This window comes from Microlunatus flavus (assembly GCF_900110855.1).
Lineage (GTDB): Bacteria > Actinomycetota > Actinomycetes > Propionibacteriales > Propionibacteriaceae > Microlunatus > Microlunatus flavus.
Genome location: NZ_FOFA01000001.1, coordinates 366,899 through 390,471, shown reverse-complemented (window position 1 = coordinate 390,471; position 23,573 = coordinate 366,899). Strand labels below are relative to the sequence as shown.

The following is a 23,573-nucleotide window of genomic DNA, read 5'->3' as shown; positions in this document are numbered from 1 at the left end:
GCAGCATGCCGTTGCACCGGCTCGCGCGGGAAGACTTGTCACTCCTCCGCACTACGGTGAGCCCGTGGGCGATCGTCAGGACGAGGCAGCAGAGCAGCCCTTCGACCCCGAGCTGTGGGAGCCGGTCCCCGGCTTCGCGCTGACCGACGTCACCTACCACCGCGCGCGGCGCTCGCCCGTGGTGCGCGTCGCGTTCGACCGGCCCGAGGTGCGCAACGCCTTCCGCCCGCACACCGTCGACGAGCTGGTCGCCGTCCTCGACCACGCCCGGCAGTCCTCCGACGTCGGCTGCGTGCTCCTCACCGGCAACGGTCCGTCGCCCAGGGACGGCGGCTGGGCGTTCTGCAGCGGGGGAGACCAGCGGATCCGCGGCCGCTCGGGCTACACGTACGCCGAGGACGAGGCGCCCGAGCGGGTGGACCCGGCCAAGCAGGGGCGGCTGCACATCCTCGAGGTGCAGCGGCTGGTGCGGTTCATGCCCAAGGTCGTCATCGCCCTCGTCGGGGGCTGGGCGGCCGGCGGCGGGCACAGCCTGCACGTGGTCTGCGACCTGACGATCGCCAGCGCCGAGCACGCACGGTTCAAGCAGACCGACGCCGACGTCGGTTCGTTCGACGGCGGGTTCGGCTCGGCGTACCTCGCCCGCCAGGTCGGGCAGAAGTTCGCGCGCGAGATCTTCTTCCTCGGCGACACCTACGACGCCGAGGCGGCCCACCGCATGGGCATGGTGAACGCCGTCGTCCCGCACGCCGACCTCGAGCGCGTCGGCCTGGAGTGGGGCGAGAAGGTCTGCGGCAAGAGCCCGACCGCGCAGCGGATGCTCAAGTACGCGTTCAACGCGGTCGACGACGGCCTGGTCGGCCAGCAGCTCTTCGCCGGCGAGGCGACCCGCCTGGCGTACATGACCGACGAGGCCGTGGAGGGCCGCGACGCGTTCCTCGAGAAGCGCGCGCCCGACTGGTCCGACTTCCCCTACTACTACTGAGGGCCCCGCCGTGACCTCGAGCGCCGCGCCCGCCGCTCGCCGCTGAACGGCTGCTTGGGTCAGCGGTGCTTGACCGAGAATTCGGCGAGGTCGAGTCTCCGCAGCGGTCGCATCCGATGATCAAGCAAGCAGCGGCGGCCTGCATCCCCGGCTACAGTTCCCGACATGGCCGAGCCTTCCCAGGACAAACTTTATTCGACCACGCTGAGGACCATCGGTGTCGTGGCAAAGCTGCCGGTGGTGAGAGTTGACCGGGAGGCCTTCCTGCGCAAGCAGTTCAGTGACTTCGAGCACCTCGACGTGATCTTGGAGCGCGGGCCGCAAGCCGTGTACTCGGTTGAGTCGCTGCGCAAGAAGGCGAACAGCCTCATCAGGAATAGCACGGCAAAGACCTCGGCCGTTTCTTTCGCCGCGGGTCTCCCCGGGAACCCCGCGGTGATGGTGGCGGCCGGAGGGGCAGACGTTGTTCAGTACTTCGGCTTCGCCATCAACCTCGCGCAACAGATTGCCTACCTCTTCGGCGAGGACGAGCTCTTCGAGGGCGGGGGCGAGCTGTCCGAAGCGGCTCAGGTGCGAGTGATCGCATTTCTCGGCGCGATGTTCGGCGCCGCCGGGGCAGCGTCCCTGGTTGCGAAGACCTCGAAGGTCGCCGGGGCCAACATAGGCAAGAAGGTGGCAGCTCAAGCCTTGACGAAGACTGCTTGGTACCCGCTGGTGAAGAAGGTGGGAGCCATCATCGGGATGAAGATCACGAAGAAGACCGTGGAGAAGGCGATCACCAAGGCCGTGCCAGTCGTCGGCGGTGTCGTTTCAGCGGGACTGACCTTCGTGACCTTCCGGCCCATGGGTCACCGCCTGGCGGACACGCTCGTTCGGAACTTGAATGGGGAGTTCGACGACGTGCTCGACCTCAACTCGGAATTCGCTGCACGCGCGGAAAGCGTGGTCATCGTGCCCGAAACAGCCGAGGACGCGAAGCCCTGACGAGTCGGCGCCGAGGCGCGCCTCGGCCATCAGGCTTGGGTGCTGAGGTCGTGGGAGTGCCAGCATGCTTGGCGTGGTCATGACCTCGAGCACCGCGCCCGCCGCACCGTACGACCCCTGGTTCCTGGGCACGCCGCTCCCGTTGCCGGGCACCCCGGACGGGGTGGAGACGGCGACGCTGCCGTTCACGCACTTCACCGTCGTCCTTGCGCCCGAGCGGCGCCTGGCGATCGTCACCGCCGCGAACCTCGACGGCGCGAGCCTGGTCGAGATCGACCGCGGCGACGACTGGCACCTCGACCCGCGCGTGCCCGTCGAGGCCCAGACGGGCCCGGAGGTGTACGCGCGCAACGACCTCGACCGCGGCCACCTGACGCGGCGGCGCGACCCGGTCTGGGGCGAGCGCGCCGTCGCCGAGCAGGCGAACGTCGACACGTTCAGCTACGTCAACGCGGCACCGCAGGCGGCGCTGTTCAACCAGGGCGAGCTGCTGTGGTCGGGGCTGGAGGACTACGTCCTGGAGCACGCCCGCACGTACGCCCAGCGGCTGACGGTGCTGACGGCTCCGGTGTTCGGCGACGACGACCCGCCCTACCGCGGGACCCGGATCCCGCGCCGCTTCTGGAAGATCGCGGCCTGGAACGACGGCGATCCGACCGACCCGGTGCTGGCTGCGACCGGCTACGTGCTCGACCAGTCCGCGCAGCTCGACGCCATCGACCTGTCCGACCCGCCGGGCGCCACGACGGCCGCGCCGACGCTGGGTGCCTACCTCACCTACCAGGTGCCCGTCGTCGACATCGCCACGCTGACCGGGCTCGACCTCGCCCCGCTGGTCGCGGCGGACCGGCTGCCCGTGCCGACGACGGCGACGCCGGCCGACCTGCGCCGCGGGGCGCCGGGGCTGGAGACGCGCTGGACCCGGCTCACCCGCGCGTCGGACGTGCGCCTGTAGGCGAGCCCGCTCAGACCACGCCGTAGAGCCGGTCGCCCGCGTCGCCGAGGCCGGGGACGATGTAGCCCTTCTCGTTGAGGCGCTCGTCGAGGCCGGCGAGGACGAGCGTGCAGGGCACGTGCAGGTCGTCGAGCAGCGTGGTGAGGCGCTCGATGCCCTCCGGCGCGGCGAGCAGGCAGATGCAGGTGATGTGGTCGGCGCCGCGGTCGACGAGGAACCGCACGGCGGCCGCGAGCGTGCCCCCGGTGGCGAGCATGGGGTCGAGGACGTAGCACTGGCGACCGCTCAGGTCGTCGGGCAGCCGCTCGGCGTACGTCGAGGGTTCGAGGGTCTCCTCGTTGCGCACCATGCCGACGAAGCCGACCTCGGCGGTCGGCACCAGCCGGGTCATGCCCTCGAGCATCCCCAGCCCCGCCCGCAGGATCGGCACCACGAGCGGCTTCGGCAGCGCCAGGCGCACGCCGTCGGCCGGGGCGACCGGGGTCTGCACCTGCGTCGGGGTGACGCGGACCTCGCGGGTCGCCTCGTACGCCAGCAGCGTCACGAGCTCCTCGGTGAGGCGCCGGAACGTGGGCGAGTCGGTCTCGACGTCGCGCAGGGCGGTGAGCTTGTGCGCGACGAGCGGGTGGTCGATGACCGTGACATCCACGACCGTGAGGCTATCGGCAGGCCCCGCTGGCGGCGTGACCGGACAGAAGAAGCCGGGCGATGTCTGACACCATGGCCCACCGGAGCCGGACGTTGGGACGGCCCGGGCCACTGCCGCGTCGGCGACGGCCCGGAGGTACGGGGAGGACAGATCATGGCGGGGTTCGACGACGAGGAGTACGTGTCGTTCGAGGAGGCCGACAAGGCACCGGCCGCAGCCATGGAGGCGGACGACCCGGACGACTCCGACCCCGACGACGACCTCGAGGACGCGGCGGAGGACGAGATCGACTACGTGCTCGCGGCTTACCGTGAGGACGGGCAGATCCACGTCCAGGCGCTCGACGACGAGCTCGCCAACGACCTCGACGGGCTCATCGAGCAGCTGCGCCGCCTGCCCGGCGACGCCGGTTCGCTCGGCTTCGTCAGCCTGGTGGACGAGGTGTTCGTGATCCTGCGGGTCCGGGGGCAGCGCGTGCAGGCGATCCTGTCCGACTCGGCCGCGGCCGCGGACTTCCCGATCGCGCACGACGTCCTCGACTTCCTCGGCGAGGACATCGACGTCGACGACCTCGACGACGAGGAGGGCGAGCCGGTCGGCGACCTCGACATGCTGACCGACCTGGGGCTCAGCGAGTTCGAGCTCGGCACGATCGTCGACGACCTCGACCTGGGCAGCGACCAGATGCTCGGCGCCATCGCCGACCGCATCAACATCAACCCCGACTTCTCGCGGGCGACCGAGGCGGCGTTCAGGGACTGACGCGGTGACGACGGGCCCGTCGCGCGCGGCCGGGGGGCGCTGGGGCGAGGCCATGCGCCTCGCGCTGGCCGAGGCGCGCCGGGTCGGCGCGGCCGGCGACGTCCCCGTGGGCGCGGTCGTGCTCGGCCCCGACGGCGCGGTCGTGGCCGTGGCGGGCAACGAGCGCGAGGCGACGCAGGACCCGACGGCGCACGCCGAGGTCCTCGCGCTGCGCCGAGCGGCCGCCGCGGCCGGCACCTGGCGCCTCGACGGCCACACGCTGGTCGTCACCCTCGAGCCCTGCACGATGTGCGCGGGTGCCGTGGTCCTGTCCCGCGTCGAACGCTGCGTGTTCGGCGCGTACGACCCCAAGGCCGGGGCGGTGGCGTCGCTGTTCGACGTGCTGCGCGACCCCCGGCTCAACCACCGCGTCGACGTGCGCGGGGGCATCCTCGAGGCGGACTGCGGGCAGGTGCTGCTCGACTTCTTCACCACGCACCGGGGCCCGGGGCCGGGCGCTGGTACGGATTAGCGTCGCCCTCCCGCTCCCGGTAATCTCTCCCGCGGTGGCGTGTCTGAGCGGCCTAAAGAGCGCGCCTCGAAAGCGCGTGAAGTGAAAACTTCCGAGGGTTCAAATCCCTCCGCCACCGCCATGCCCGTCCGGGCGAGACGCCGACGCAGCCCTCGGGGCGGCGTCGGCGTCGTGCTTCCCGAGGTCGTGGCGCTCGACGTGGTCCGGGACAGCTCAGCGGCGCGGGTCGACGTGCACCTTCGGGCCCGGTCCGGCACCGGCCGGCCGGGTGCCGGCGAGCACCGCGGCCACCTCGTCCAGGCCCACGGTCGCGGCGACGAGCGGACGCGGGTCGACCCGGCCCGACGCGTACAGGTCCGCGGCTCCCGTCAGACCGCCCGACGCGCTCAGCACGCCGACCGCGGTCACGTCCTTGAGGACCAGGGCGCGCGAGTCGACGGGGCTCGGCTCACCGGAGAGGCCGATCAGGACGACGCGTCCGCCCGGCTCGACCAGCTCGACGGCCAGGGCGGGGAGGCGGCGGTCGTTCGAGGCGTCCACGACCGCGTCGAAGGTCAGGGAGCGGTCGAGGGTCTCCGCCGTGGAGAAGCGGTCGAGTCCGAGCGTGGCGGCGAAGGCCCCGGAGCCGTCGTCCTTGCCGAGCAGGTGGACCTCGGCGCCGTGGGCGCGGGCGACCTGAGCGACCAGCAGCCCGATGGTCCCGGGTCCGAGGACGAGGACGCGCGAGCCGGGCCCGACGTCGGCGGCCCGGACGCTGCGCAGGGCGTTGCCGCCCGGCTCGACGAGCGCCCCGAGCGCGGCGTCGACCCCGTCCGGCAGCGCGACGAGCGCCGACGCGGGCACCGGCAGCTGCTCGGCCAGGGCGCCCGGCCAGCCGTTGCGGACGCCGATCTCGTAGCGGTCCGCGCACAGGTGCTGACGCCCCGACGTGCAGCGCCGGCAGTGCCCGCAGCCGAGCATCGTGTCGCCGGTGACCCGGCGCCCGAGCCAGCCGGGGTCGACGCCGTCGCCCACCGCGCTGACGCGCCCGCACCACTCGTGCCCGAGCCGCAGCGGGTAGCGCGCCTCCCCGGAGTCGAGGTAGGCCATCTGCCCGGAGAACAGCTCGGCGTCGGTGCCGCACACACCCGCGCGCTCGACGTCGACGACGACCAGCCCCGCGGTCGCCTCGGGCGGGGCGACGTCCCGGACCTCCGCGTGGCCCGGTGCGGTGACGACGAAGGCGCGCATGGACGGTCCCTGCTCCTCCTCGGCCCCGCGGGTCGCTCAGGCCGAGACGGCCTGGCTCTGCCGCGCAGCCTCCCACACGTCGCCCCAGCCCAGCGCCAGCTCCGCCGCCCGTCGGCAGGACAGCACGAGGCTCGACTCGCGGGCGACGCCCTGGCCGGCGATGTCGAACGCCGTGCCGTGGTCGACCGACACCCGGACCACCGGCAGGCCGATGGTGATGTTGACGCCGTCGTCGCCGTACACCGCCTTGAAGGGGGCGTGGCCCTGGTCGTGGTAGCAGGCGATCACCACGTTCCACTTCCCGCGCACCGCGGCGGGGATGAGCGCGTCCGCCGGGATCGGGCCGTGGGCGTTGATGCCGCGGGCGACCGCGCGCCGCACGGCCGGCTCCAGGACGTCGGCGTCCTCGTCGCCGAAGATCCGGTTCTCGCCCGCGTGCGGGTTGAGCCCGCACAGGCCGATGGCCTCGTCCGGCCGCCCGAGGGCACGGGTGAAGGCGGACGCCAGCGTGAAGATGGCGTCGGTCCGCTCGGGCGTGGTGCCGGCGACGGCCTGGGCGAGCGAGACGTGCGCGGTGAGGTGGAAGACGTAGAGGTCGCCGGCGGACAGGACGAGGCTGAAGTTCTCGACCCCGAACTCGTGCGCCAGCAGCTCGGTGTGGCCGGGCCACCGGTGCCCGGCGGCGTGCATCGCCGCCTTGTTCAGGGGCGCGGTCACGATGCCGTCGACCACGCCGTCGCGGGCGAGGCGGCAGGCTTCGACGACGAACCGGTACGCCCCGTCGCCCGCGACCGGGCTGAGCTCGCCGACCGCGACCTCGGCCAGCGACGGGCCCGTCTGCCAGAGCTCGATGAGCGCGGGGTCGTTCGTCGTGGCGCGCGGGTCGGTGACCACGCGGACGGTGCCCGGGTCCAGCCCGGCCCGCTCGGCGCCGGCGCGCATCGCGTCCGCGTCCCCGACCACCACCGGGACGCAGACCTCGCGCAGCTCGGGGTGCAGCAGCAGCGTCTTGGCGGTGATCTCGGGGCCGATCCCGGCGACGTCGCCGAGGGTGAGGGCGAGCACGGGCAGGGGTGCGGTGGTCATCGGGCTTCCTTCGGGGTCGGCCGGGGTGCGGCGTCGGGGTGGCGGAGCGGGTGGGGCCGGTCGGAGCCGGCCGGGGCCGGCGGCGCGGCCGGGTCGCGCAGGCCCCGGACGATCGCGTCGAGGGCGGACGTGTCGCCGAAGCCGCCCGACTTCGTCACGAGCCGGAGCCCGTGGGCGGGGCCGCCGGTGACCGTGCCCGTGGGGCAGCCGGGGACGACGGCGCCGTCGACGTCCACGCCGTCGGCCTCGAGGCGGTCGAGCACGGCGGCGGCGCCGTCCCCGCCGACGAGGACCAGCGCGTCGTACGCCCTCGTGGCCAGGGCGTCGCCGACCCGCCCGGCCAGGTCGCGGGCGGCGGCTTGGGGGCTGACGACCTCGGGAGGCGTGGTGAGGACGTCCACGCCGGCCGCTGCAAGGTTCCGCAGCCACCCGACCTGGTCCAGCGCCGCCGGGTGGAGCGAGCTCACGGCCACCAGCACACGGCCCGCGAACGGTGGGGTCGTCGGACGGGCCAGGGGAGAGGACCACACCCGGCCCAGCGCCGCGGCCAGACCACCGGAGCCGACGAGGACGAGGTCGGCCCCGGCGGCGTCGGCCGTGCGGGCGATGCGGTCGAGTTCGTCCTCGTCGCGCGCGTCGACGACCAGCCGCGTCCCGGGTGCCGCCGCACCGAGGTCGCCGACCGGACGCCGCACGGCTCCGGGCACGACGCGCCCGAGGTCGCCGTCGAGCCGCGGTGTCACGGGGTCCAGGGCGGCCGCCGACTCGGCCAGCGGACGCCCGGCGACGAGGACCTCCCCATCGACGACGGTCCGACGCTGCGCGGGGAACGCCGGGCACACCAGGGCGTGGGCCCCGGGCTGGTGCCTTGACCAGGCGCTGAGCGCGCCGTCGACCTGCCCGGCCACCGAACCCCGGACGGTCGAGTCGATCTTGACGTACAGGCGTTCGGCGCCGGCCGCGACCAGGGCGTCGACCGCGGCGGCCGTACGGGCGGCCGCCTCGTCGTCCGGGGCGGCCCGGGCGCCGGTGCTCACGGCCAGGACGACGGGACCGGTCGCGGCAGGGAGGCGCAGGCGGGTGGCGCGCAGGGCGAGGACCGCGGTCCAGCCCGCCGCCGCGAACCCGACGGCCGAGTCCCCGGCCCCGGTCAGGTCGTCGGCGACGAGCCCGAGCACGGAGGGTCTCACCGCGACCCGCCCCGAGGGACGAGGCGAGTGCGAAAGACCGGTGGGGCCCCTGCAGCCGTCAGCATCGCGAGGTCGGCTCCACCGCCCCCATTCTCGACCCGGGCGTGCGGGAGCGCGGTGGGGGCCGGTCGTCAGGCCCCGACGAGGTCCTTCGCGGCGTTCTGGGCGACGAGCTCGACGACGGCGACGCCCTCCTTCTGCGTGGACCCCCCGTCGGACAGCGCGGCGACGAGCAGGGGGTGCCCCTCGTGCTCGACCTTGCCGACGCTGGTCACGGCCCAGCCGCCGGTGCGCGGGAGCCAGCCGTTCTTGACGAACGCGTGGGTGTCGCCGCGCGAGTCCGCGGCGGTGACCCCCCAGTTCTGGTCGCGCGCCACCCCGCCCATCAGGGACTGCAGGTAGGCGCGGGAGTCGGGCGTCAGGGGCGAGTCGTCGGTGAAGACGACCTGCAGCAGCCGCAGCTGGTCGGCCGTCGTCGTGGTCGTCGCTCCCCAGCGGCCCTTGGTGCCGCCCTTGGTCTGCGTCAGCCCGAACGTCGCATTGGCGGCCGCCAGCCCCTTCTCCCGGCCGATCGCCTTCCACAGCGTGGTGGCCGCGCCGTTGCTGCTCTGCCGGATCATCCGCGCCGCGACCTCCTTCTGGGCGCTGCTCAGCTTGCCCTGCTCCTGCAGGAGGAGCGTGGCGAGGATGTCGACCTTGACGATGCTGGCGGTCGCGAACGCCTTCCCGGTGTCGCCGTACGTGTGGGACCTCCCGGTCGAGAGGTCCTGGACGACGACGGCCAGGTGGCCCGACTCGTCGTCGTGCCAGCGGGAGACGGCGCTGGCGACGACCGCCGCCGGCGTCGGGGGCGGGGCCGCCTGCGCGGGGGCCGCCGCAGTCACCGGCGCCGCGGCCTGCGTCACGAGGGCGTCCGGGCGGTCGAGCAGGTGCACGACGGTGTTCACCAGGGCGACGGCGAGCATGAGGATCGTGAAGGCGCGCATCCGCCGGAACCCCAGCGAGGGGTACGGGCGCGGCGCGGTCCGGACGGACATGAGCGCACGGTAGGGCCGGGAACCGACAGTTCCGCGGATTGCCGCGCGGGTGTCGCCTAAGCCCCGTTCTCCGCCGACTGGCGCGTCACGAAGGCCGCCATGCCCGGAACGGTGAAGGCGACGACGCCGTGCTCGGGCGCGTACACCAGTCCCTTCGCGATCAAGCTGGCCCGCACAGGTCCGAGCGCGGTGACCTTCCGGCCGAGACGCTCGGCGACCGTCCCCGACTGGCTCCCTGCGTCACCGTCCTGGGCCATGGCGCGCAGGTAGCGCTGCTCCGCCCGGGTCGCACGGTCCCACCGCGCGCGGAAGAACCCCGTGTCGAGCGCTGCTCGTCCCCGCTCGGCTCCGGCCCGGGCATCGGCCAGGGTGATCGGGGAGCCCTCGGCCAGGTTCCAGGTGTCCTGACCCAGCTGCTGCAGGAAGTAGGGGTAGCCCGACGTCTCGCGGATGACCAGCGCGAGCGCGTCGGGCTCCCAGGCCACGTCCTCGGCCTCCGCCGGCTCGACGACGGCGCTGCGGGCCAGGTCCTCGTCGAGCTCCCTGATGTGCTCGAACTCGAACAGTCTCTCGGAGTACGACTTCGCCTCGGCCAGGATGCGGGGGAGGCTCGGCAGCCCGGCCAGCCCGACGAGCAGCGGCCACCCGTCCTGCCCGGCGAGGTGGATCGCCGCGCACAGGGCCGTCAGCTCCTCGCTGGTGAGGTCCTGCGCCTCGTCCACCAGCAGTGCGAGCCCGACCCCCTCCTCGCCGGCCGCAGCCGACACGTCCCTCATCAGCTTGGACACGTCCGCCTCGATGCTGCCCGTATCGGCGCCTCCGCTGGGTTGCCCCGTGAGGTCGAGGCCGAAGTTCCAGGTGCCGGCCGTGTCGTACGACGCCTTGAAGCTCAGGGCCGTCTTGAGGGCCCGGAGCACCCGCGTCCCCACGCCCGGTCGAGCCAGGTCGGAGAGCGGACCGTGCAGCGCCTCTCCGAGCGAGGGCCGCAGGGCCTTCCCGCTGCCCGCCTCGAACTTCGCCGTGACCCAGGCCCGATCGCGCGCCTGCTTGGCCAGCTCGGCGAGGAGCACGGTCTTCCCGACGCCGCGAAGCCCGTAGAGCACCATCGAGCGGGCACCACGACCAGCTTCCGTCCGCCGGAGCGCGACGTCCCAGCCGTCGCGTTGGCCGTCCCGACCGACCAGCGCAGCCGGACGGCGCCCAGCACCCGGCGAATAGGGGTTGAGGACAGGATCCACAGCGCGATCGTAGCGATCTATGTGCACCTGTAGGGCACTATAGGGGTTCGCTATACGGATCAATAGATCGTCATCATCGGTCTGCCGCCAAGGTCGCTCCGTAGCACGCCCGTAGCCCGGGTCCGGAAGGATGGCGCCATGATCGACCTCGACGTCATCCTCCTCGTGGGTGCCGTCGTGCTGATCGTGGCCATCCTCGCCGCCCGACTGGGGTCCGGCTTCGGGCTGCCGTCCCTGCTGCTGTTCCTCGGCCTGGGGATGCTGCTGGGCCAGGACGGGCCCGGAGGGCTGGCCTTCGACGACGCCGACCTCGCGCACGCGCTGGGCTTCGCCGCCCTCGTGCTGATCCTCGCCGAGGGCGGGCTCACCACGAAGTGGTCCGAGATCAGACCGGTGGTCGGACCTGCGCTGCTCCTCGCCACCGTGGGGATCGTGGTCAGCGTCGCCGCGGTGACCGCGTTCGGCTACTACGTGCTCGGGCTCGACCTCTGGGTCGCGGTGCTGCTCGGCGCGGTCATCTCGCCGACCGACGCGGCCGCGGTCTTCTCGGTGCTGCGGCGGGTGCCGATCCCGCACCGGCTGCGGGGCATGCTCGAGGCCGAGTCCGGCCTGAACGACGCGCCGACGGTCCTGCTCGTCACGCTGGCCAGCGGGCTCGCCGCCGGGCACGAGGCCGACGGCGGGCCGCTGCTGGTCGGCACGCTCGTGGTCCTGGAGCTGGTCGGCGGCGTCGTCATCGGGGCCGTGCTCGGGTGGCTGGGCGTGCAGATCCTTCGCCGGGTCGCGTTGCCGTCGTCCGGCCTCTACCCGCTCGCCACGCTGGGCTGGGCCGTCCTCGCTTACGGGATCACGTCGACCGCGCACGCGAGCGGGTTCGCCGCCGTCTACGTCTGCGCCGTCCTGCTCGGGAACGCCCAGCTGCCGCACCGGGCCGCGATGCGCTCGTTCGTGGAGGGCATCGGCTGGATCGCGCAGATCGGGCTGTTCGTGATGCTGGGCCTGCTCGCCACGCCGAGCCGGGTCACGCTCGAGGCCGCGCTCGTGGGGGTCGCGGCCGGGTTGTTCCTGACCTTCGTGGCCCGGCCGCTGTCGGTCTGGGCCAGCCTCGCCTGGTTCAAGGTGCCGCTGCGGGAGCAGGCCTTCCTGTCCTGGGCCGGGCTCCGCGGCGCCGTGCCGATCGTGCTGGCGACGGTCCCGCTGGCCGACGGCATCGAGGGCGCGCTGTTCTTCTTCGACGTCGTGCTCGTCTTCGTCGTCGTGTTCACCTGCCTCCAGGCGCCGACGCTGCCGTTCCTGGCCCGGCGCCTCGGCCTCGTCGACGAGCGGGCGGCCCGCGACGTCGACGTCGAGGCGGCGCCGCTCGACCAGATCGCCGCGGACCTGCTCCAGGTCCGCGTGCCGCCGCGGTCGCGCCTCGCCGGGCTGGAGGTGAGCGAGCTCCGGCTGCCGCCGAACACGGTCGTCTCGCTCATCATCCGCGGCACGTCGCCCTTCAACCCGGCGCCGGGCGAGCGCATCAAGGTCGGGGACGAGCTGCTGATCGTGACGCCCACGGTGACCCGCTCGCTGGCCGAGCAGCGTCTCCACGACCTCGCGCAGGGCGGGCGCCTCGCCCGCTGGAGGCGGGCCGGCGCGACCTGAGTCCGCCCTCCGCTCCCCGCGAGCGGTGGGTTGCCGCGACGACACGCCGAGCCGGACCCGCGGCGGCCTACCGCTCGGCGGGAGCCCGGACCGCACGACCCCCGGGGCCGCGGGTCAGGCCGGGGTCGGTGAGGCGGAGGCGCTCTCGGGCGCGGGCAGGCAGAGGGTGTCGGCGTCCACCGTGATCGTGGTCTTGGCGCTCTTGTTGAACCCGCCGTAGCGGTTGCCCACGAGCACGTCGACCGAGTGGTCGGCCCGGCCGTCGGCGCGTACGGTCGCACCCTTGAAGAAGCGCTTCGCCAGCTGCACCTCGGGGTCGCCCTCGCCGGAGCCGACGATCACGGTCTGGTCGATCTTCTCGATCGTGTTCGACGTCCCGGTGACCTTGAAGCCCTTGCTGCGCAGCGACCGGCTCACGTTGGCCGCGAGCCCGCGGCTGTCGCCGCCGTTGAAGACCTTCACGTAGACCTGCTTGGTGCTGAGCTGGCGCTTGGGCAGCGACTGCTCCACGCACGGGGTGGGCGGCGGCGGGGGCACGGGCGCGATCACGTTCGTGTAGCCCCAGTACGCCGCGTACACCAGCGCCGCCAGCAGGATGATCAGCGTGACCGGCGTCCGGATGACCCGGAAGATGCGTCCGATCAACGCAGCGAGCTCCTTGCCGTGTCGCGACGAGGGTGCGCCGATGCACCCCGTCGTGCCGCGGCGCCGGTCCGGTCGGCGTGACCGAGGACCCCCGAGCGCCTGCGCGCGAAGCCTAACCCGACGTGGCGGGCGTCCAGCCCATCCGGAAGGGTGCCGGCGTCACCGCAGCTCAAGGACCCGGGCGTGCATCGTCTGGCGCTGCTGCAGCGCGGCACGGAGCGCGCGGTGCAGCCCGTCCTCGAGGTAGTACTCGCCGCGCCAGGACACGACGTGGGCGAAGAGGTCGCCGTAGAAGGTGGAGTCCTCCTCGAGGAGGGCCTCGAGGTCGAGCGTGCGCTTGGTGGTCACGAGCTGGTCCAGACGCACCTGGTGCGGCGCGATGGCCGCCCACTGCTTCTGGACGTAGCTGTGGTCGGGGTAGGGGCGGCTGTCCCCGACGCGCTTGAAAATCACCGGGTCAGACTAGTCAACGATCCTCCGGGGGCGTCGGACCGCATCGTTACGATTCGGTCTATGACCTCGGGTCCCGGCTACGTGCCGCCCACCGCCGCCGCCGCGCCGGCCGCTCCCGCCCCTGCAGCGAGCGACGCGCCCGCGCCACCGCCGCCGCCCCCGCTGAGCGAGGCGGGCCAGGCGATCGCCAAGGGCTACACCTTCGACGAGCCCTCCATCCAGCTCGGCGTGCTCATGGAGGACGACACCCCCGAGCCGGACGCGCAGATCCGGATCCCGCTGAGCATGCTGAACCGCCACGGCCTGGTCGCCGGGGCGACCGGCACCGGCAAGACCAAGACGCTGCAGCTCATGGCCGAGCAGATCTCCGCGGCCGGCGTGCCGGTCTTCGCGGCCGACATCAAGGGCGACCTGTCGGGCATCGCCTCGCCGGGCCAGTCGAGCGACAAGCTCGCCGCGCGCACGGCCAGGCTGGGCCAGGACTGGCACGCGCAGGGCTGCCCGACCGAGTTCTTCTCCCTCGGTGGCCAGGGGGTCGGCGTCCCGCTGCGGGCCACCATGAGCTCGTTCGGGCCGACGCTGCTGTCGAAGGTCCTCGGCCTCAACGACGTGCAGGAGTCCTCGCTCGGGCTCGTCTTCCACTACGCCGACACGGCCGGCCTGCCGCTGCTCGACCTCGAGGACCTGCGGGCGGTGCTCACCCACCTGACCAGCGACGAGGGCAAGGCCGAGCTGAAGAGCATCGGCGGCCTGAGCGCGGCGACGGTCGGGGTGATCCTGCGCTCGCTGATCACCTTCTCCGACCAGGGGGCGGACGCGTTCTTCGGCGAGCCCGAGTTCGACACCGCCGACCTGCTGCGCGTCACCGGCGACGGGCGCGGCGTCGTGTCGCTGCTCGAGCTGCCCAACCTGCAGGACCGCCCAGCGGTCTTCTCCACCTTCCTGATGTGGCTGCTGGCCGACCTCTTCCACGACCTGCCCGAGGTGGGCGACGTGGACAAGCCCAAGCTCGTCTTCTTCTTCGACGAGGCGCACCTGCTGTTCGCCGACGCGTCCAAGGCGTTCCTCACCGCGATCGCGCAGACCGTACGGCTCATCCGGTCCAAGGGCGTCGGCATCTTCTTCGTCACCCAGACGCCGAAGGACGTCCCCGACGACGTGCTCGCCCAGCTCGGGTCACGCGTCCAGCACCAGCTGCGCGCCCACACCCCGAACGACGCCAAGGCGCTCAAGCAGACCGTGGCCACCTTCCCGAGGTCGGGCTACGACCTCGCCGAGGTGCTGCAGCAGCTGGGGATCGGCGAGGCGATCGTCACGGTGATGGACCCCGACGGCGCACCGACGCCGGTCGCCTGGACCCGGATGATCGCCCCGCAGTCCCTGATGGCCCCGACCCCGGAGGACGTGCTGCGCCCCGGCGTGGCGCAGTCGTCGCTGATGGCCAAGTACGGCCAGGCCGTCGACCGCGACTCGGCGCAGGAGATGCTCGCCCGCAAGCTCGAGGCGGGCGCGGCCGCGGCCGAGCAGGAGCGGCAGCGGGCCGACGAGGCGCAGCGTGCGCAGCAGGCGGCGGAGCAGCAGGCCAAGGACGACGCCCGCGCGCAGCCCGAGGCCGAGCGGGCCGCCCGGACGCCGTCGTCCAGCCGTTCGCGGACCTCGAGCCGGCAGCAGAAGGGGATGGTCGAGCAGATCGCGTCCTCGACGGTGTTCCGCCAGTTCGCGCGGTCGGCGGGACGCGAGATCGTGCGCGGCCTGTTCGGCGCCGCCCGCAAGCGCTGAGACGACGACGGCCCGGACCGTCGGCGCGAGGCCGAGCGGTCCGGGCCGTCTTCCCGAGGTAGCGGGTCAGCGGGCCCCGACGACGAGCCGGGGCAGGCGGCCGACGCGGCGCAGGAGGCCGCGACGGGGGGTCGGGCCCGGACGCGGCGGTCGCTCCGCCGGCCAGGGCAGGTTGGTGCGGCTCGGGGACACGAGCTGCTCGTACGAGCTCAGCGGCAGGCCGGGGGTGCCCAGGCTGCCGAGAGGGACATGCGGGTTCATCTGAGGTTCCTTCGTGGAGGCGCGCAGGAGCGGCTCCGGGCGCGCGGGGTCGACCGGGCTCAGGGCGTGCGCCCGCCAGGTCAGCGGTGTGACGAGTCGTCGCGAGGACGAGGGCGACCGTTGCGGTCGCCGGTGCGCGCGGCCGTCAGCCGCGCGGGTGGCGCCGGATCAGTCTCGGCGGCAGCCGAGGAACGGTGCCCGGGTCACGAGGGCGGCGTGGTCTCCACGCACGATGGTCATCGGCATCCCGGGGCTCACCTCCTCGACGTCTGGGTGACGCCGCGGTCCGGCGTCAGGAAGGACGTTAGGCGAGCGCCGTACGGCCTCGCAAAGGGTTTTCCGCGCCGTCCGGACGGGGGCAGCCGACAGCCGCACACCCTGCCGGGTGTGCGGCTGTCCATGAGCTGCACGGCTGGTCGTCGGGTGCGCGGCTAGAGCGCGACCCCGAACCAGTAGAGGGCGAACTCGCGGTAGAAGCGCAGCCCGATCGCGGCGAGCACCACCAGGTACCAGACCGCGACGACCGTCACCGTCCAGGGCCGCAGCCGGGTGCCGAGGCGCTGCAGGCCGGTCCCGAGCCGGCCGGTCGCCGCGTTCTCGAGGGTCACGGCCACGGCGAGCGGGATGGTCACCGACCAGACGAGCATGCACCACAGGCACAGGGCGCCGATCACGTAGAGCGACTGCGTCTGCAGCCACGTGATGAAGACGGCCGCCAGCAGCACCCCGACCTGCATCCCGCGGTGGAACCACCGCGGCAGCGCCACCCCGGCCGCGCGCAGCACCCCGGTCGTCAGGACGACCGAGAAGCCGATGATGCCGAGCAGCGGGTTGGGGAAGCCGAACAGCGCACCGGCCCGGGACTGCATGACCGGGCCGCAGGCGATGAACGGGCTGAGGTTGCACGCCAGCTGCGTGTTCGGGTCCTCCAGGAGCTTGAACCGGTCGATGGTGAGCACCATCGCCGCCAGCAGCCCGAGGGCCCCGGCCACGACCATGAGCACGCCGACGCCGCGTCCCGCCGCGGGGACGGGGCCGACGGAGCCGGCCGGTCCGACGCCCTCGTCCTCGTCGTCGGGCTCGACCGGGAGCTCCGGCTCGACCGCGGGCTCCGGCTCGACGACGCGCGCGGCCTCCCGGTCGACCAGGGTCGAGCGGGTCTCGGGCTCAGGCACTGGCCAGCGAGTTCACGCGGTCGACGAGGGCCTGGCCGGAGAGGGTGTCGGTCTTGGCGCCGTCGATGAACATCGTCGGCGTCCCCGTCACGCCGGCCTTCACCGAGGCCGCCGTGTTCTGGCTGATCCAGTCCTTGTACGGAGCGTCGGTGATGCACTTCTGCGTCGCGTCGCCGGCGCCGTTCGAGGCGGCGAACGAGGCGAAGTCGCTCGGCCCCCAACCGTCGGTCCCGGCGGTGTGGTTGGCGTACAGCGCCGCGTTGAAGGCCGGCCACGCGCCCGGGTCGTGCACCGCCATGCAGGCCGAGGCGCTGCCGGCCTCGGTGCCGTAGTCGGTGACGATCTGGATGTTGTGGTAGGTCACCGCGAGCTTGCCGGAGGCGACGAGGTCGGTGATCGTGGCGTTGTTCTGCCCCTCGAACTCCTGGCAGTGCGGGCAGGAGTAGTCGACCCAGAGGTCCATGGTGACCTTGGCGTCCGTCTTGCCGACGCGGACGCCGTTCGGGACGTCGCTGCCCCCGATGGCGAGCGGCACGGAGGCGCCGGAGCCGACGTTCGTCGTGCCGCTGAAGGACGGTGCACCGCCGGCCGTGCCGTCGGCGGCCGGGGTCGAGCCCCGCCGGCCGAGCAGGACCGCCGTGGCGACGATGGCGATGACGACGACGGCGACGCCGCCGATGATGGCCACCTGGGTGAGGGTGCGGCGCCGCTTGGCCCGGGCCAGGGCGGCCTGCTGGGCGGCCCGGGCCTGGCGACGGCGGTCGGAGGCGGCGGGGTCGTTCCGGCCGCCCGGCTTGGTGCTGGCGGTCTTCGCCATCTCTCAGTCCTCCTGCTGCTTGTTCGCGGCGGCGGAGCGCCGGTTGAGCCGGACCGCGGCCACGATGACGATCACGCCGCCGATGATCCACGCCCACGACGGGATGAGCGGCTCGCGACGAGGGGCCTCGGCGGGTGCCGGGGTCGCGGCCGAGGTCGGCGCTGCCGTGGCCCCCGGCGTCGCACCGGTGCCGGCGGCCTGCGCGCTGAAGCCGAACCGCCCGGACACGGGGTGCCCGTCGTCCGACGTCACGCGCCACTCCACGGTGTAACGACCGGCGGGGGCCGAGGGTTGCACGTCCTGCACGACGGTCGTGCCCTCGATGCGCGGGGCGCCGGCGGAGACGGGGCCGTCGGGGCCGGTCACGACGACCTGCAGGCCGAGGTCGACGGGCGCCTCCTCGAAGGTCAGCACGACCTGCGCGGGCGGGTGGCCGAGCGAGTCGCCGTCGGTCGGGTTGCTGGCGGTGAGCTCGTCGTGCGCGTACGCGGGCGCGCCGAGGGCGAGGGCGAGGGCGAGGCCGGCGCCCAGGGTGGCGAGGACGCGGCGGGCCGGCCGCGGCCGGCCGGGAGGTGCGGTGGAGCTCGTGGAGCGAGGCATGCGGATCCTTCGTCGAAGCGGTCGGCGCCCACGGCAGGGCCGGAGGGGCGTGGGTGCCCGCCGTCGGGACGGCGGACGTCGGCTACGCGAAGGACAGGGGTGGGGCCCGTGAGCCGTGGGGGCCCGGCGTACGCCGGGGCAGGGCGCCCACGAGGGCCTCGACGACCGGTCGGGCGCGGCGCCGGCTCGGACGGGCGCCCGGCTGGACGAGGGCGGCCCGGGTGACGCGCTCGGCCAGGCGCCAGCACCAGGCCTCGCCGCGGGCGAGCAGCCAGGCGGTCCCCAGCGTGGCGACGACGTGACCGACGAACATGGGCCACGCGTAGCCCATCGGGCCCATGCCGTGGGTCGGCATGCAGGTCAGGGTGGCCATCGCGTGGTGCGCGGCCTGGACCGGGGTGCAGCCCCCGGCGGCCGAGGCCGCGGCGTCCAGCAGCACGTGCAGGGCGACCTGCTGGGGCACGAGCGTGGCCAGGACGACCGGGAGGCGTACGCGGCGCCGCGTCAGCAGCAGCGCCACCAGCCCGAGCACGAAGCCCGCGACGACGAGCACCCCCGGTCCGGGCAGCGACCCCCCGCCGGAGACGTGGGCGGCCGTGGCGAGCAGCAACGAACCGCCGCCGAGCAGCCCGACCCGGGCAGCACGGCCCGCGCCCGTCAGCGCCGTGGAGGCCGACGCGGCCCGGGAGCCGCTCACTCCGCCGGCTCCGAGGGGCGGCGGCTCTCGCGCGCCGTCGACAGCGCGCTCAGCCGGGCGTTGTAGGCCTTGAGCTCGGCGTCGTCGTCGCGGTCGGCCTGGCGGTCGAGCCGCCTGCTGGTCTGCCGGTCGCTGCGGAGCCACCCGGCGAGCAGGGCCACGCCCAGCGCGAGCGAGGGGAGGTCGCCCGCGCCCCAGGCGATCGCACCGCCGCGCTGCTGGTCGGCGACCAGCGCCGCGGTGTCGGTGTGGCCGAGCGCCGACCACCAGTCGGGCGCCAGCAGCGCGGAGCCGGACATCAGGGCGATGCCGAAGAACGCGTGGAAGGCCAGCGTGACGAGCAGGATCAGCAGCCGGAACGCGTACGGCGGCCGCTCCGGGCCCGGGTCGAGGCCCACCAGCGACCAGACGAACAGGTAGCCGGTGAGCAGGAAGTGCGCCGTCATCAGCACGTGGCCCGTGTGCGTCGCCAGGGCCAGGCCGAACAGGGGCGTGTAGTAGAAGACGGTCAGGCCGCCGGTGAAGAGCGCGGCGGTGACGACGGGGTTGCCCAGGAACTTGAGCACCGGTGCGTGGATGAGGCGCAGCAGCGTCTCGCGCGGGCCGAAGCTGCGGTCGCGCCGCGCGTCCAGGGCGCGCAGGGCCAGCGTGATCGGCGCGCCGAAGACGAGCAGGAAGGGCACCAGCACCATCAGCGCCATGTGCTGGACCATGTGCAGGCTGAAGCCCAGCCGTCCGTACACGCCCGGCCCGCCGCTGGTCACGTAGACCAGCGCCAGGCAGCCGAGGGTCCAGAAGAGGGTCCGCTGCAGGGGCCAGCGGTCGCCGCGGCGGTGCAGCTTGAGCGCGCCGGCGAGGTAGAGGCCGAGCATCACGAGCGCGACGACCAGCCAGAGGAGCTCGGGGTAGAACGCGGTCAGGTAGCGCCCGACGGTGAAGGGCGCCGGCGCGGGGTAGCCGAGCAGCGACGCCACCCGGTCCGCGGTGTCCGGCGTCTCGGGCACCGGCGGTGCGGAGCGCGACAGGGCGACGGCCAGGCCGAGCGTCGCGCCCATGACCAGCAGCTCGACCGCGGCCAGACGCGCGAACGCGGAACGGTCGGTGCCCAGGCGCGGGATGGTCCGGCGCCGGTGCGCGAGGCCGGCGACGAAGAGCAGCGCGAGCGCGGCCACCTTGCCGACGACGAGGAGGCCGTACGGGGTGGCGAGGCCGGCGAACGAGCCGACCCGGAGCGCGGCGTTCACGAGGCCCGAGACGGTGACCAGGGCGAAGCAGGCGGCCGCCAGGCCCGAGTAGCGGCGTACGACCGCCGCCCGCTGGTCGCCGAGCCGGCCGCCGGTGAGGACGAGCGCGCCGAGCCCTCCCACCCAGACCACGACGCCGACCAGGTGCAGCGCGAGGCTGTCGACGGCCGTCATGTGGTTGTCCGTGCCGCCGGCGTGGCCGGCGAGCGAGAGCGGCAGGACCGCGAGGACGGCGACGACGGCGGCCCAGGCGACCGCGACGACGCGCGTGGCCAGGGTGCAGAGCACGGCCACCAGCAGGACGAGCAGCAGGCTCACCAGCAGCGCCCGACCGAGCTCCAGCTGGGAGGTGAAGGAGAAGAAGACCAGGCTGAAGCCGGGCTGCGACGGCGAGAACCCGGCGACGTCGGCGGCGGTGAGGACGAGCACGACCACGGCGGCCCCGGCCCAGACCAGCGCCGACACGGTCGCGGCCCGGACCATCGAGCGGCGGGGGCCGGCGAGGCTGTCGACGCTCTTCCCGGGCGCCGGGGCGACGGTCCAGGCGGCCAGCACGAGCAGGCCGACGGTCAGCGAGGCGGCCGTGTCGTGCACGGCGCGCGCGGCCGGCAGTCCGTAGCGGGTCAGCGGGCCCGGGTCGAGCAGCCCGGCGCTCGGCGCGGCCAGCGCGCCGGTCGTGCCGAGGAGCACGAGGGCCACGACGACCGCGACGGCACCCGCGGTGACGAGGACGAGCCGCCCGGAGCCGGTCGGTTCCTCGGTGCTGCGCGCGGCCGGCCGCGTGGCCGTGGTGCTCGCCATCAGCGCAGACCGGCGCAGACGTACGGGCGCGCGCGACCCTGCCCCGTCCCTGCCGTCGCGCCCACCCGCCCAGTGTAGGAACCCCTGCCGGCGGGCGGCGCGTCGCGGCGGAACGCTCCCTGACGGGCTCAGCGAGCGTTCGGGGGACGGGCCTCGCTACTGTCGGCCCCGTGGCCGAGCACCGCTACGCGACGCAGCTGACCTGGGCCGACCCGGGCGGCACGCGCGACTACCGCACGTACGCGCGCCGCCACGAGGTCGTCGCGCCGGGCCGGCCGGTGCTGGTGGGGTCGGCGGACCGGCCGTTCCGCGGCGACCCGGCCCTGTGGAACCCCGAGCTGCTCCTGCTGGCCGCCCTCTCGGAGTGCCACCTGCTGTCGTACCTGTCCTTCTGCGCCCGGGCGGGCGTGGTCGTGACGTCCTACACCGACCACGCCGCGGCCACGATGAGCCAGGAGGGGATGGGCGGGCACTTCACCGAGGCCGTGCTGCGGCCCGAGGTGGTGGTCGCCGACGCGTCGATGGTCGAGCAGGCGGAGGCGCTGCACGGTCCCGCCCACGACGCGTGCTTCATCGCGTCGTCGGTGAGCTTTCCGGTGCGGCACGAGGCGACGGTGACGGTGCAGGGCACGGTCCAGGGCACGGCAGAGAGGGAGGTGGCGCGATGAGCGGCTGGGAGGGTCCGGCGGCGCCGGTGCTGGAGGCCTTCGAGGCGGCGACCGGGGCGTTCGTCGATCTGGTCGGGCGCGTCGACGGCGGCTGGGACCGGCCGGGGCTCGGTCGCTGGGACCTGCGTGCGCTGGTCGGGCACACGGCGCGTGCGCTCGTGACCGTGACCACCTACCTCGACCGGCCCGCGCAGCAGGAGGACCTGCCGACGGCCGCGGCCTACCTGCGCGGCGCCGGGAAGTCCGACGGCGACGCGGTCTTCGCCCGCGGCGTGAGCGCCGGGCAGGAGCTCGGCGACGACCCGTACGCGTGGGTGTCGACCACCGCGGACCGCGCGGTCACGCGGGTGCGGGCCGCCGACCCGTCGACGCTGGTGGAGACGATCGGCGGCGGCATGCGGCTGGTCTCCTACCTGCCCACCCGGACCTTCGAGCTGGTCGTCCACAGCCTCGATGTCGCCGGAGCCCTCGGCCTCGACCCCGACGTCCCCGCGGCCGCGCTGCGCGAGACCGCCACCCTGGCGACCGCCGCCGTCCTCGACCAGGGGCGCGGGACGGACCTGCTGCTCACCCTCACCGGGCGCGCCGACTGGCCGGCGGACCTGGTCGTGGTGCGCTGACGGCGGTGCACACGCACGTCCGCTGAGCTCGTCGTCGGGCTCGGGCCCGCCCTGGCGGCCCTCGACAGGCTCAGGGAGCGTGGCCTGGCCTGCCCTCGGACTTCTCCGCGACCTCGCGCTCGAGCTCGTCGACCTTGGCGACGTACTCCTTCGGCTTCGCCTTGCGCTCGAGGCCGGCGGCGTTCATGTAGCGGACCTTGCCGAAGACCTCCCGCTCGGTCCAGCCGCGGTCGTGCTGGCCGTAGACCCAGGCGACGTTGGAGAAGGAGTTCGCGTCGCGGCCGTCGAGGAAGTACTTGTTGTTGAGGTAGAGCGTGGTGGCGTGGCCGTGCTGCGGCGTGCTCGACCACTCGAGGATCTTCTTGCCCCAGTACATGCGCATGTAGTTGTGCATGTAGCCGGTGGCCCTCATCTCCCGCATCGCGGCGTTCCAGTACTCGTCGTGCGTCTCGGCGTCCTCGAGCTGGGCGCGGGTGTAGACGTGCTCGCGCTCGTCGTCCTCGTGCTCGCTCAGCGTCGTGCGCGCGAAGTCGGGGATCGCGGCGTACGCGTCGTAGCGCGGCTCGTAGTAGACGAAGTTCATCGGCAGCTCGCGCCGGACGATCAGCTCCTCGAGGAAGTCGTCGCGGTTCTCGCTCGCCGGCATCTCCTGCGCCTCGAGGGCGATGTAGACCGGCGACAGCTGGCCGAAGTGCAGGTACTTGCTCATGTGCGACACGTCCGAGGTCTGCGGCTGGTTGCGGTGCTCGGCGTAGACGTCGAAGTGGTCGCGCAGGAAGTCGCGGAGCACCTTCTTGCCGGCGCTCGTCCCACCGGTGAACAGGGGCACGACGGGGACGTCGTCGTCGAGCCCCAGCCGGTCGAGCAGCGCGTCGACGTCCGAGAGGTCCTCGCCGTCGGCCTTCGGGGACCCGGTGTCCTTGAGCGTCGCCTTCGGCAGCGGCACCAGGAAGCGGTCGAGATGCCGGGTGATCTTGGGCCGAATGGTCCGGGCGGCGGACTCCTTCTTGTCCGAGACGAGCTCCACGGGGACGACCACGTCGCTCTCGACCTGCACCACCGAGCGGCCGGCCTGCTCCGCCACCTTCTCGCGCCACTCGCGCTGCGGGCGGAGGTAGCCGCGGTCGCAGACGACGACGCTCGCGTCCTTGGCGAGCCGCAGCGCGACGTCGGCGGGGTTGCCGCGCTGGACGACGAAGGTGATGTGCCGCTTCGCCAGGGCCTGCTCCACGTCGACCAGGCCCTGGACCATGAAGTGGTAGTGGCGCCGGTTGGCCTCGGGGTAGTCGTCCATCAGGCCGAAGGCCACCAGCAGCGGCTGCCCTAGGTCGTTCGCGCGCCGGACCGCGTACTCGAGGGCGTGGTTCAGCTCGGTGCGCTGGGCCTGCTGCATCCAGTAGAGGACGTACGCGCCGTCCTCGGCTACCGCGTCGTCGTTCAGGCTCTGCACCCGCTCCGCCTGGATGCCGGGGTAGACGTCGTCCGGGACCGCGTTCTTGGTCTGCTTCGGGCTCACGGCACTACCTTCGCCTCCCGGCGCCGGCG

24 protein-coding genes and 1 tRNA gene are annotated in these 23,573 nt (G+C 73.7%); 10 read left to right on the top strand and 15 right to left on the bottom strand.

Annotated elements, in window-relative coordinates:
- Positions 1 to 64: 64 nt before the first annotated feature.
- From BMY04_RS01920 to BMY04_RS01910, 3 genes are all read left to right on the top strand, one after another.
- Positions 65 to 985: a 1,4-dihydroxy-2-naphthoyl-CoA synthase gene (locus BMY04_RS01920; RefSeq protein ID WP_091177421.1), complete on the top strand. Its 921-nt coding sequence runs from the start codon at positions 65 to 67 to the stop codon at positions 983 to 985.
- A 165-nt stretch (positions 986 to 1,150) separates the two neighbouring features.
- Complete coding sequence (locus BMY04_RS01915; protein ID WP_091177420.1) at positions 1,151 to 1,969, top strand: hypothetical protein; 819 nt, start codon at positions 1,151 to 1,153, stop codon at positions 1,967 to 1,969.
- A gap of 79 nt (positions 1,970 to 2,048) precedes the next feature.
- Positions 2,049 to 2,924: a DNA/RNA non-specific endonuclease gene (locus tag BMY04_RS01910; RefSeq protein ID WP_091177874.1), complete on the top strand. Its 876-nt coding sequence runs from the start codon at positions 2,049 to 2,051 to the stop codon at positions 2,922 to 2,924.
- A 10-nt stretch (positions 2,925 to 2,934) separates the two neighbouring features.
- Here the strand turns inward: BMY04_RS01910 and upp are convergent, their stop codons facing one another.
- The gene (upp, locus tag BMY04_RS01905; protein ID WP_091177419.1) at positions 2,935 to 3,573 is read right to left on the bottom strand and encodes a uracil phosphoribosyltransferase; all 639 of its coding nucleotides are present in this window, start codon (positions 3,571 to 3,573) and stop codon (positions 2,935 to 2,937) included.
- A gap of 153 nt (positions 3,574 to 3,726) precedes the next feature.
- Between upp and BMY04_RS01900 the strand changes: the two genes are divergently transcribed.
- From BMY04_RS01900 to BMY04_RS01890, 3 genes are all read left to right on the top strand, one after another.
- Entirely contained in the window at positions 3,727 to 4,335 is a 609-nt protein-coding gene (locus BMY04_RS01900; RefSeq protein ID WP_091177418.1) for a tRNA adenosine deaminase-associated protein, read from the top strand.
- A 52-nt stretch (positions 4,336 to 4,387) separates the two neighbouring features.
- Positions 4,388 to 4,846, top strand: a complete 459-nt coding sequence (tadA, locus tag BMY04_RS01895) for a tRNA adenosine(34) deaminase TadA (RefSeq protein WP_091177873.1) — start codon at positions 4,388 to 4,390, stop codon at positions 4,844 to 4,846.
- 33 nt (positions 4,847 to 4,879) lie between these two features.
- A tRNA-Ser gene (locus BMY04_RS01890) sits at positions 4,880 to 4,967 on the top strand.
- A gap of 92 nt (positions 4,968 to 5,059) precedes the next feature.
- Here BMY04_RS01890 and BMY04_RS01885 read toward each other — a convergent pair.
- From BMY04_RS01885 to BMY04_RS01865, 5 genes are all read right to left on the bottom strand, one after another.
- Entirely contained in the window at positions 5,060 to 6,076 is a 1,017-nt protein-coding gene (locus tag BMY04_RS01885; RefSeq protein WP_091177417.1) for a zinc-dependent alcohol dehydrogenase, read from the bottom strand.
- A 36-nt stretch (positions 6,077 to 6,112) separates the two neighbouring features.
- Positions 6,113 to 7,162: a 4-hydroxythreonine-4-phosphate dehydrogenase PdxA gene (pdxA, locus tag BMY04_RS01880; RefSeq protein WP_091177416.1), complete on the bottom strand. Its 1,050-nt coding sequence runs from the start codon at positions 7,160 to 7,162 to the stop codon at positions 6,113 to 6,115.
- Positions 7,159 to 8,352 carry a four-carbon acid sugar kinase family protein gene (locus BMY04_RS01875; protein WP_198409881.1) on the bottom strand — a complete coding sequence of 398 codons (1,194 nt, stop codon included), beginning with the start codon at positions 8,350 to 8,352 and terminating at the stop codon, positions 7,159 to 7,161. Before BMY04_RS01875 ends, pdxA begins: the two co-directional genes overlap by 4 nt.
- 131 nt (positions 8,353 to 8,483) lie before the next feature.
- Positions 8,484 to 9,389: a serine hydrolase gene (locus BMY04_RS01870; RefSeq protein ID WP_091177414.1), complete on the bottom strand. Its 906-nt coding sequence runs from the start codon at positions 9,387 to 9,389 to the stop codon at positions 8,484 to 8,486.
- A 56-nt stretch (positions 9,390 to 9,445) separates the two neighbouring features.
- Positions 9,446 to 10,627, bottom strand: coding sequence for an ATP-binding protein (locus BMY04_RS01865; protein WP_091177413.1), 1,182 nt, complete (start codon positions 10,625 to 10,627; stop codon positions 9,446 to 9,448).
- Between the two features lie 138 nt (positions 10,628 to 10,765).
- On the opposite strand from BMY04_RS01865, the gene BMY04_RS01860 reads away from it, so the two are divergent.
- On the top strand, positions 10,766 to 12,268 hold the full coding sequence (locus BMY04_RS01860) for a potassium/proton antiporter (protein WP_091177412.1): 1,503 nt from the start codon (positions 10,766 to 10,768) through the stop codon (positions 12,266 to 12,268).
- 114 nt (positions 12,269 to 12,382) lie between these two features.
- Here the strand turns inward: BMY04_RS01860 and BMY04_RS01855 are convergent, their stop codons facing one another.
- Together BMY04_RS01855 and BMY04_RS01850 are read right to left on the bottom strand one after the other, a co-directional pair.
- Positions 12,383 to 12,913 carry a LytR C-terminal domain-containing protein gene (locus tag BMY04_RS01855; protein WP_170853945.1) on the bottom strand — a complete coding sequence of 177 codons (531 nt, stop codon included), beginning with the start codon at positions 12,911 to 12,913 and terminating at the stop codon, positions 12,383 to 12,385.
- A gap of 159 nt (positions 12,914 to 13,072) precedes the next feature.
- Positions 13,073 to 13,366, bottom strand: a complete 294-nt coding sequence (locus BMY04_RS01850) for a type II toxin-antitoxin system VapB family antitoxin (protein WP_091078065.1) — start codon at positions 13,364 to 13,366, stop codon at positions 13,073 to 13,075.
- Positions 13,367 to 13,426: 60 nt separating this feature from the next.
- Between BMY04_RS01850 and BMY04_RS01845 the strand changes: the two genes are divergently transcribed.
- On the top strand, positions 13,427 to 15,145 hold the full coding sequence (locus BMY04_RS01845; protein WP_091177410.1) for a helicase HerA-like domain-containing protein: 1,719 nt from the start codon (positions 13,427 to 13,429) through the stop codon (positions 15,143 to 15,145).
- Between the two features lie 66 nt (positions 15,146 to 15,211).
- On the opposite strand, the gene BMY04_RS01840 is transcribed toward BMY04_RS01845, so the two are convergent.
- The 6 genes from BMY04_RS01840 to BMY04_RS01815 form a co-directional block, all read right to left on the bottom strand.
- Positions 15,212 to 15,406 (bottom strand): hypothetical protein, encoded by a 195-nt coding sequence (locus BMY04_RS01840; protein ID WP_091177409.1) that lies wholly within the window; start codon positions 15,404 to 15,406, stop codon positions 15,212 to 15,214.
- Positions 15,407 to 15,837: 431 nt separating this feature from the next.
- Positions 15,838 to 16,581 carry a vitamin K epoxide reductase family protein gene (locus BMY04_RS01835; protein WP_198409880.1) on the bottom strand — a complete coding sequence of 248 codons (744 nt, stop codon included), beginning with the start codon at positions 16,579 to 16,581 and terminating at the stop codon, positions 15,838 to 15,840.
- Positions 16,574 to 17,398, bottom strand: coding sequence for a DsbA family protein (locus BMY04_RS01830; protein ID WP_091177408.1), 825 nt, complete (start codon positions 17,396 to 17,398; stop codon positions 16,574 to 16,576). The genes BMY04_RS01835 and BMY04_RS01830 overlap by 8 nt, the downstream gene beginning before the upstream one ends.
- 3 nt (positions 17,399 to 17,401) lie before the next feature.
- Positions 17,402 to 17,998, bottom strand: a complete 597-nt coding sequence (locus BMY04_RS01825; protein ID WP_091177407.1) for a copper resistance CopC family protein — start codon at positions 17,996 to 17,998, stop codon at positions 17,402 to 17,404.
- Between the two features lie 82 nt (positions 17,999 to 18,080).
- Entirely contained in the window at positions 18,081 to 18,695 is a 615-nt protein-coding gene (locus BMY04_RS01820) for a hypothetical protein (RefSeq protein WP_091177406.1), read from the bottom strand.
- The gene (locus BMY04_RS01815; RefSeq protein ID WP_091177405.1) at positions 18,692 to 20,740 is read right to left on the bottom strand and encodes a bifunctional copper resistance protein CopD/cytochrome c oxidase assembly protein; all 2,049 of its coding nucleotides are present in this window, start codon (positions 20,738 to 20,740) and stop codon (positions 18,692 to 18,694) included. The genes BMY04_RS01820 and BMY04_RS01815 overlap by 4 nt, the downstream gene beginning before the upstream one ends.
- A gap of 170 nt (positions 20,741 to 20,910) precedes the next feature.
- Between BMY04_RS01815 and BMY04_RS23495 the strand changes: the two genes are divergently transcribed.
- Both BMY04_RS23495 and BMY04_RS01805 read left to right on the top strand, forming a co-directional pair.
- Complete coding sequence (locus BMY04_RS23495) at positions 20,911 to 21,408, top strand: OsmC family protein (RefSeq protein WP_091177404.1); 498 nt, start codon at positions 20,911 to 20,913, stop codon at positions 21,406 to 21,408.
- A complete protein-coding gene (locus tag BMY04_RS01805) occupies positions 21,405 to 22,028 on the top strand; it encodes a maleylpyruvate isomerase N-terminal domain-containing protein (RefSeq protein WP_091177403.1) in 624 nt (207 codons plus the stop codon). Before BMY04_RS23495 ends, BMY04_RS01805 begins: the two co-directional genes overlap by 4 nt.
- A gap of 70 nt (positions 22,029 to 22,098) precedes the next feature.
- Here the strand turns inward: BMY04_RS01805 and BMY04_RS01800 are convergent, their stop codons facing one another.
- Positions 22,099 to 23,544 carry a deoxyribodipyrimidine photo-lyase gene (locus BMY04_RS01800; RefSeq protein WP_198409879.1) on the bottom strand — a complete coding sequence of 482 codons (1,446 nt, stop codon included), beginning with the start codon at positions 23,542 to 23,544 and terminating at the stop codon, positions 22,099 to 22,101.
- Between the last annotated feature and the right edge of the window lie 29 nt (positions 23,545 to 23,573).

Excerpts from the sequence above, each read along its gene's own strand:
- BMY04_RS01830 (WP_091177408.1), bottom strand. The coding sequence starts at position 17,398 with ATGGCGAAGACCGCCAGCACCAAGCCGGGCGGCCGGAACGACCCCGCC.
- BMY04_RS01840 (WP_091177409.1), bottom strand. The coding sequence starts at position 15,406 with ATGAACCCGCATGTCCCTCTCGGCAGCCTGGGCACCCCCGGCCTGCCG.
- BMY04_RS01915 (WP_091177420.1), top strand. The coding sequence starts at position 1,151 with ATGGCCGAGCCTTCCCAGGACAAACTTTATTCGACCACGCTGAGGACC.
- BMY04_RS01910 (WP_091177874.1), top strand. The coding sequence starts at position 2,049 with ATGACCTCGAGCACCGCGCCCGCCGCACCGTACGACCCCTGGTTCCTG.
- pdxA (WP_091177416.1), bottom strand. The coding sequence starts at position 7,162 with ATGACCACCGCACCCCTGCCCGTGCTCGCCCTCACCCTCGGCGACGTC.
- BMY04_RS01885 (WP_091177417.1), bottom strand. The coding sequence starts at position 6,076 with ATGCGCGCCTTCGTCGTCACCGCACCGGGCCACGCGGAGGTCCGGGAC.
- BMY04_RS01815 (WP_091177405.1), bottom strand. The coding sequence starts at position 20,740 with ATGGCGAGCACCACGGCCACGCGGCCGGCCGCGCGCAGCACCGAGGAA.
- tadA (WP_091177873.1), top strand. The coding sequence starts at position 4,388 with ATGCGCCTCGCGCTGGCCGAGGCGCGCCGGGTCGGCGCGGCCGGCGAC.
- BMY04_RS01825 (WP_091177407.1), bottom strand. The coding sequence starts at position 17,998 with ATGCCTCGCTCCACGAGCTCCACCGCACCTCCCGGCCGGCCGCGGCCG.
- BMY04_RS01845 (WP_091177410.1), top strand. The coding sequence starts at position 13,427 with ATGACCTCGGGTCCCGGCTACGTGCCGCCCACCGCCGCCGCCGCGCCG.
- BMY04_RS01900 (WP_091177418.1), top strand. The coding sequence starts at position 3,727 with ATGGCGGGGTTCGACGACGAGGAGTACGTGTCGTTCGAGGAGGCCGAC.
- BMY04_RS01870 (WP_091177414.1), bottom strand. The coding sequence starts at position 9,389 with ATGTCCGTCCGGACCGCGCCGCGCCCGTACCCCTCGCTGGGGTTCCGG.
- BMY04_RS01860 (WP_091177412.1), top strand. The coding sequence starts at position 10,766 with ATGATCGACCTCGACGTCATCCTCCTCGTGGGTGCCGTCGTGCTGATC.
- BMY04_RS01805 (WP_091177403.1), top strand. The coding sequence starts at position 21,405 with ATGAGCGGCTGGGAGGGTCCGGCGGCGCCGGTGCTGGAGGCCTTCGAG.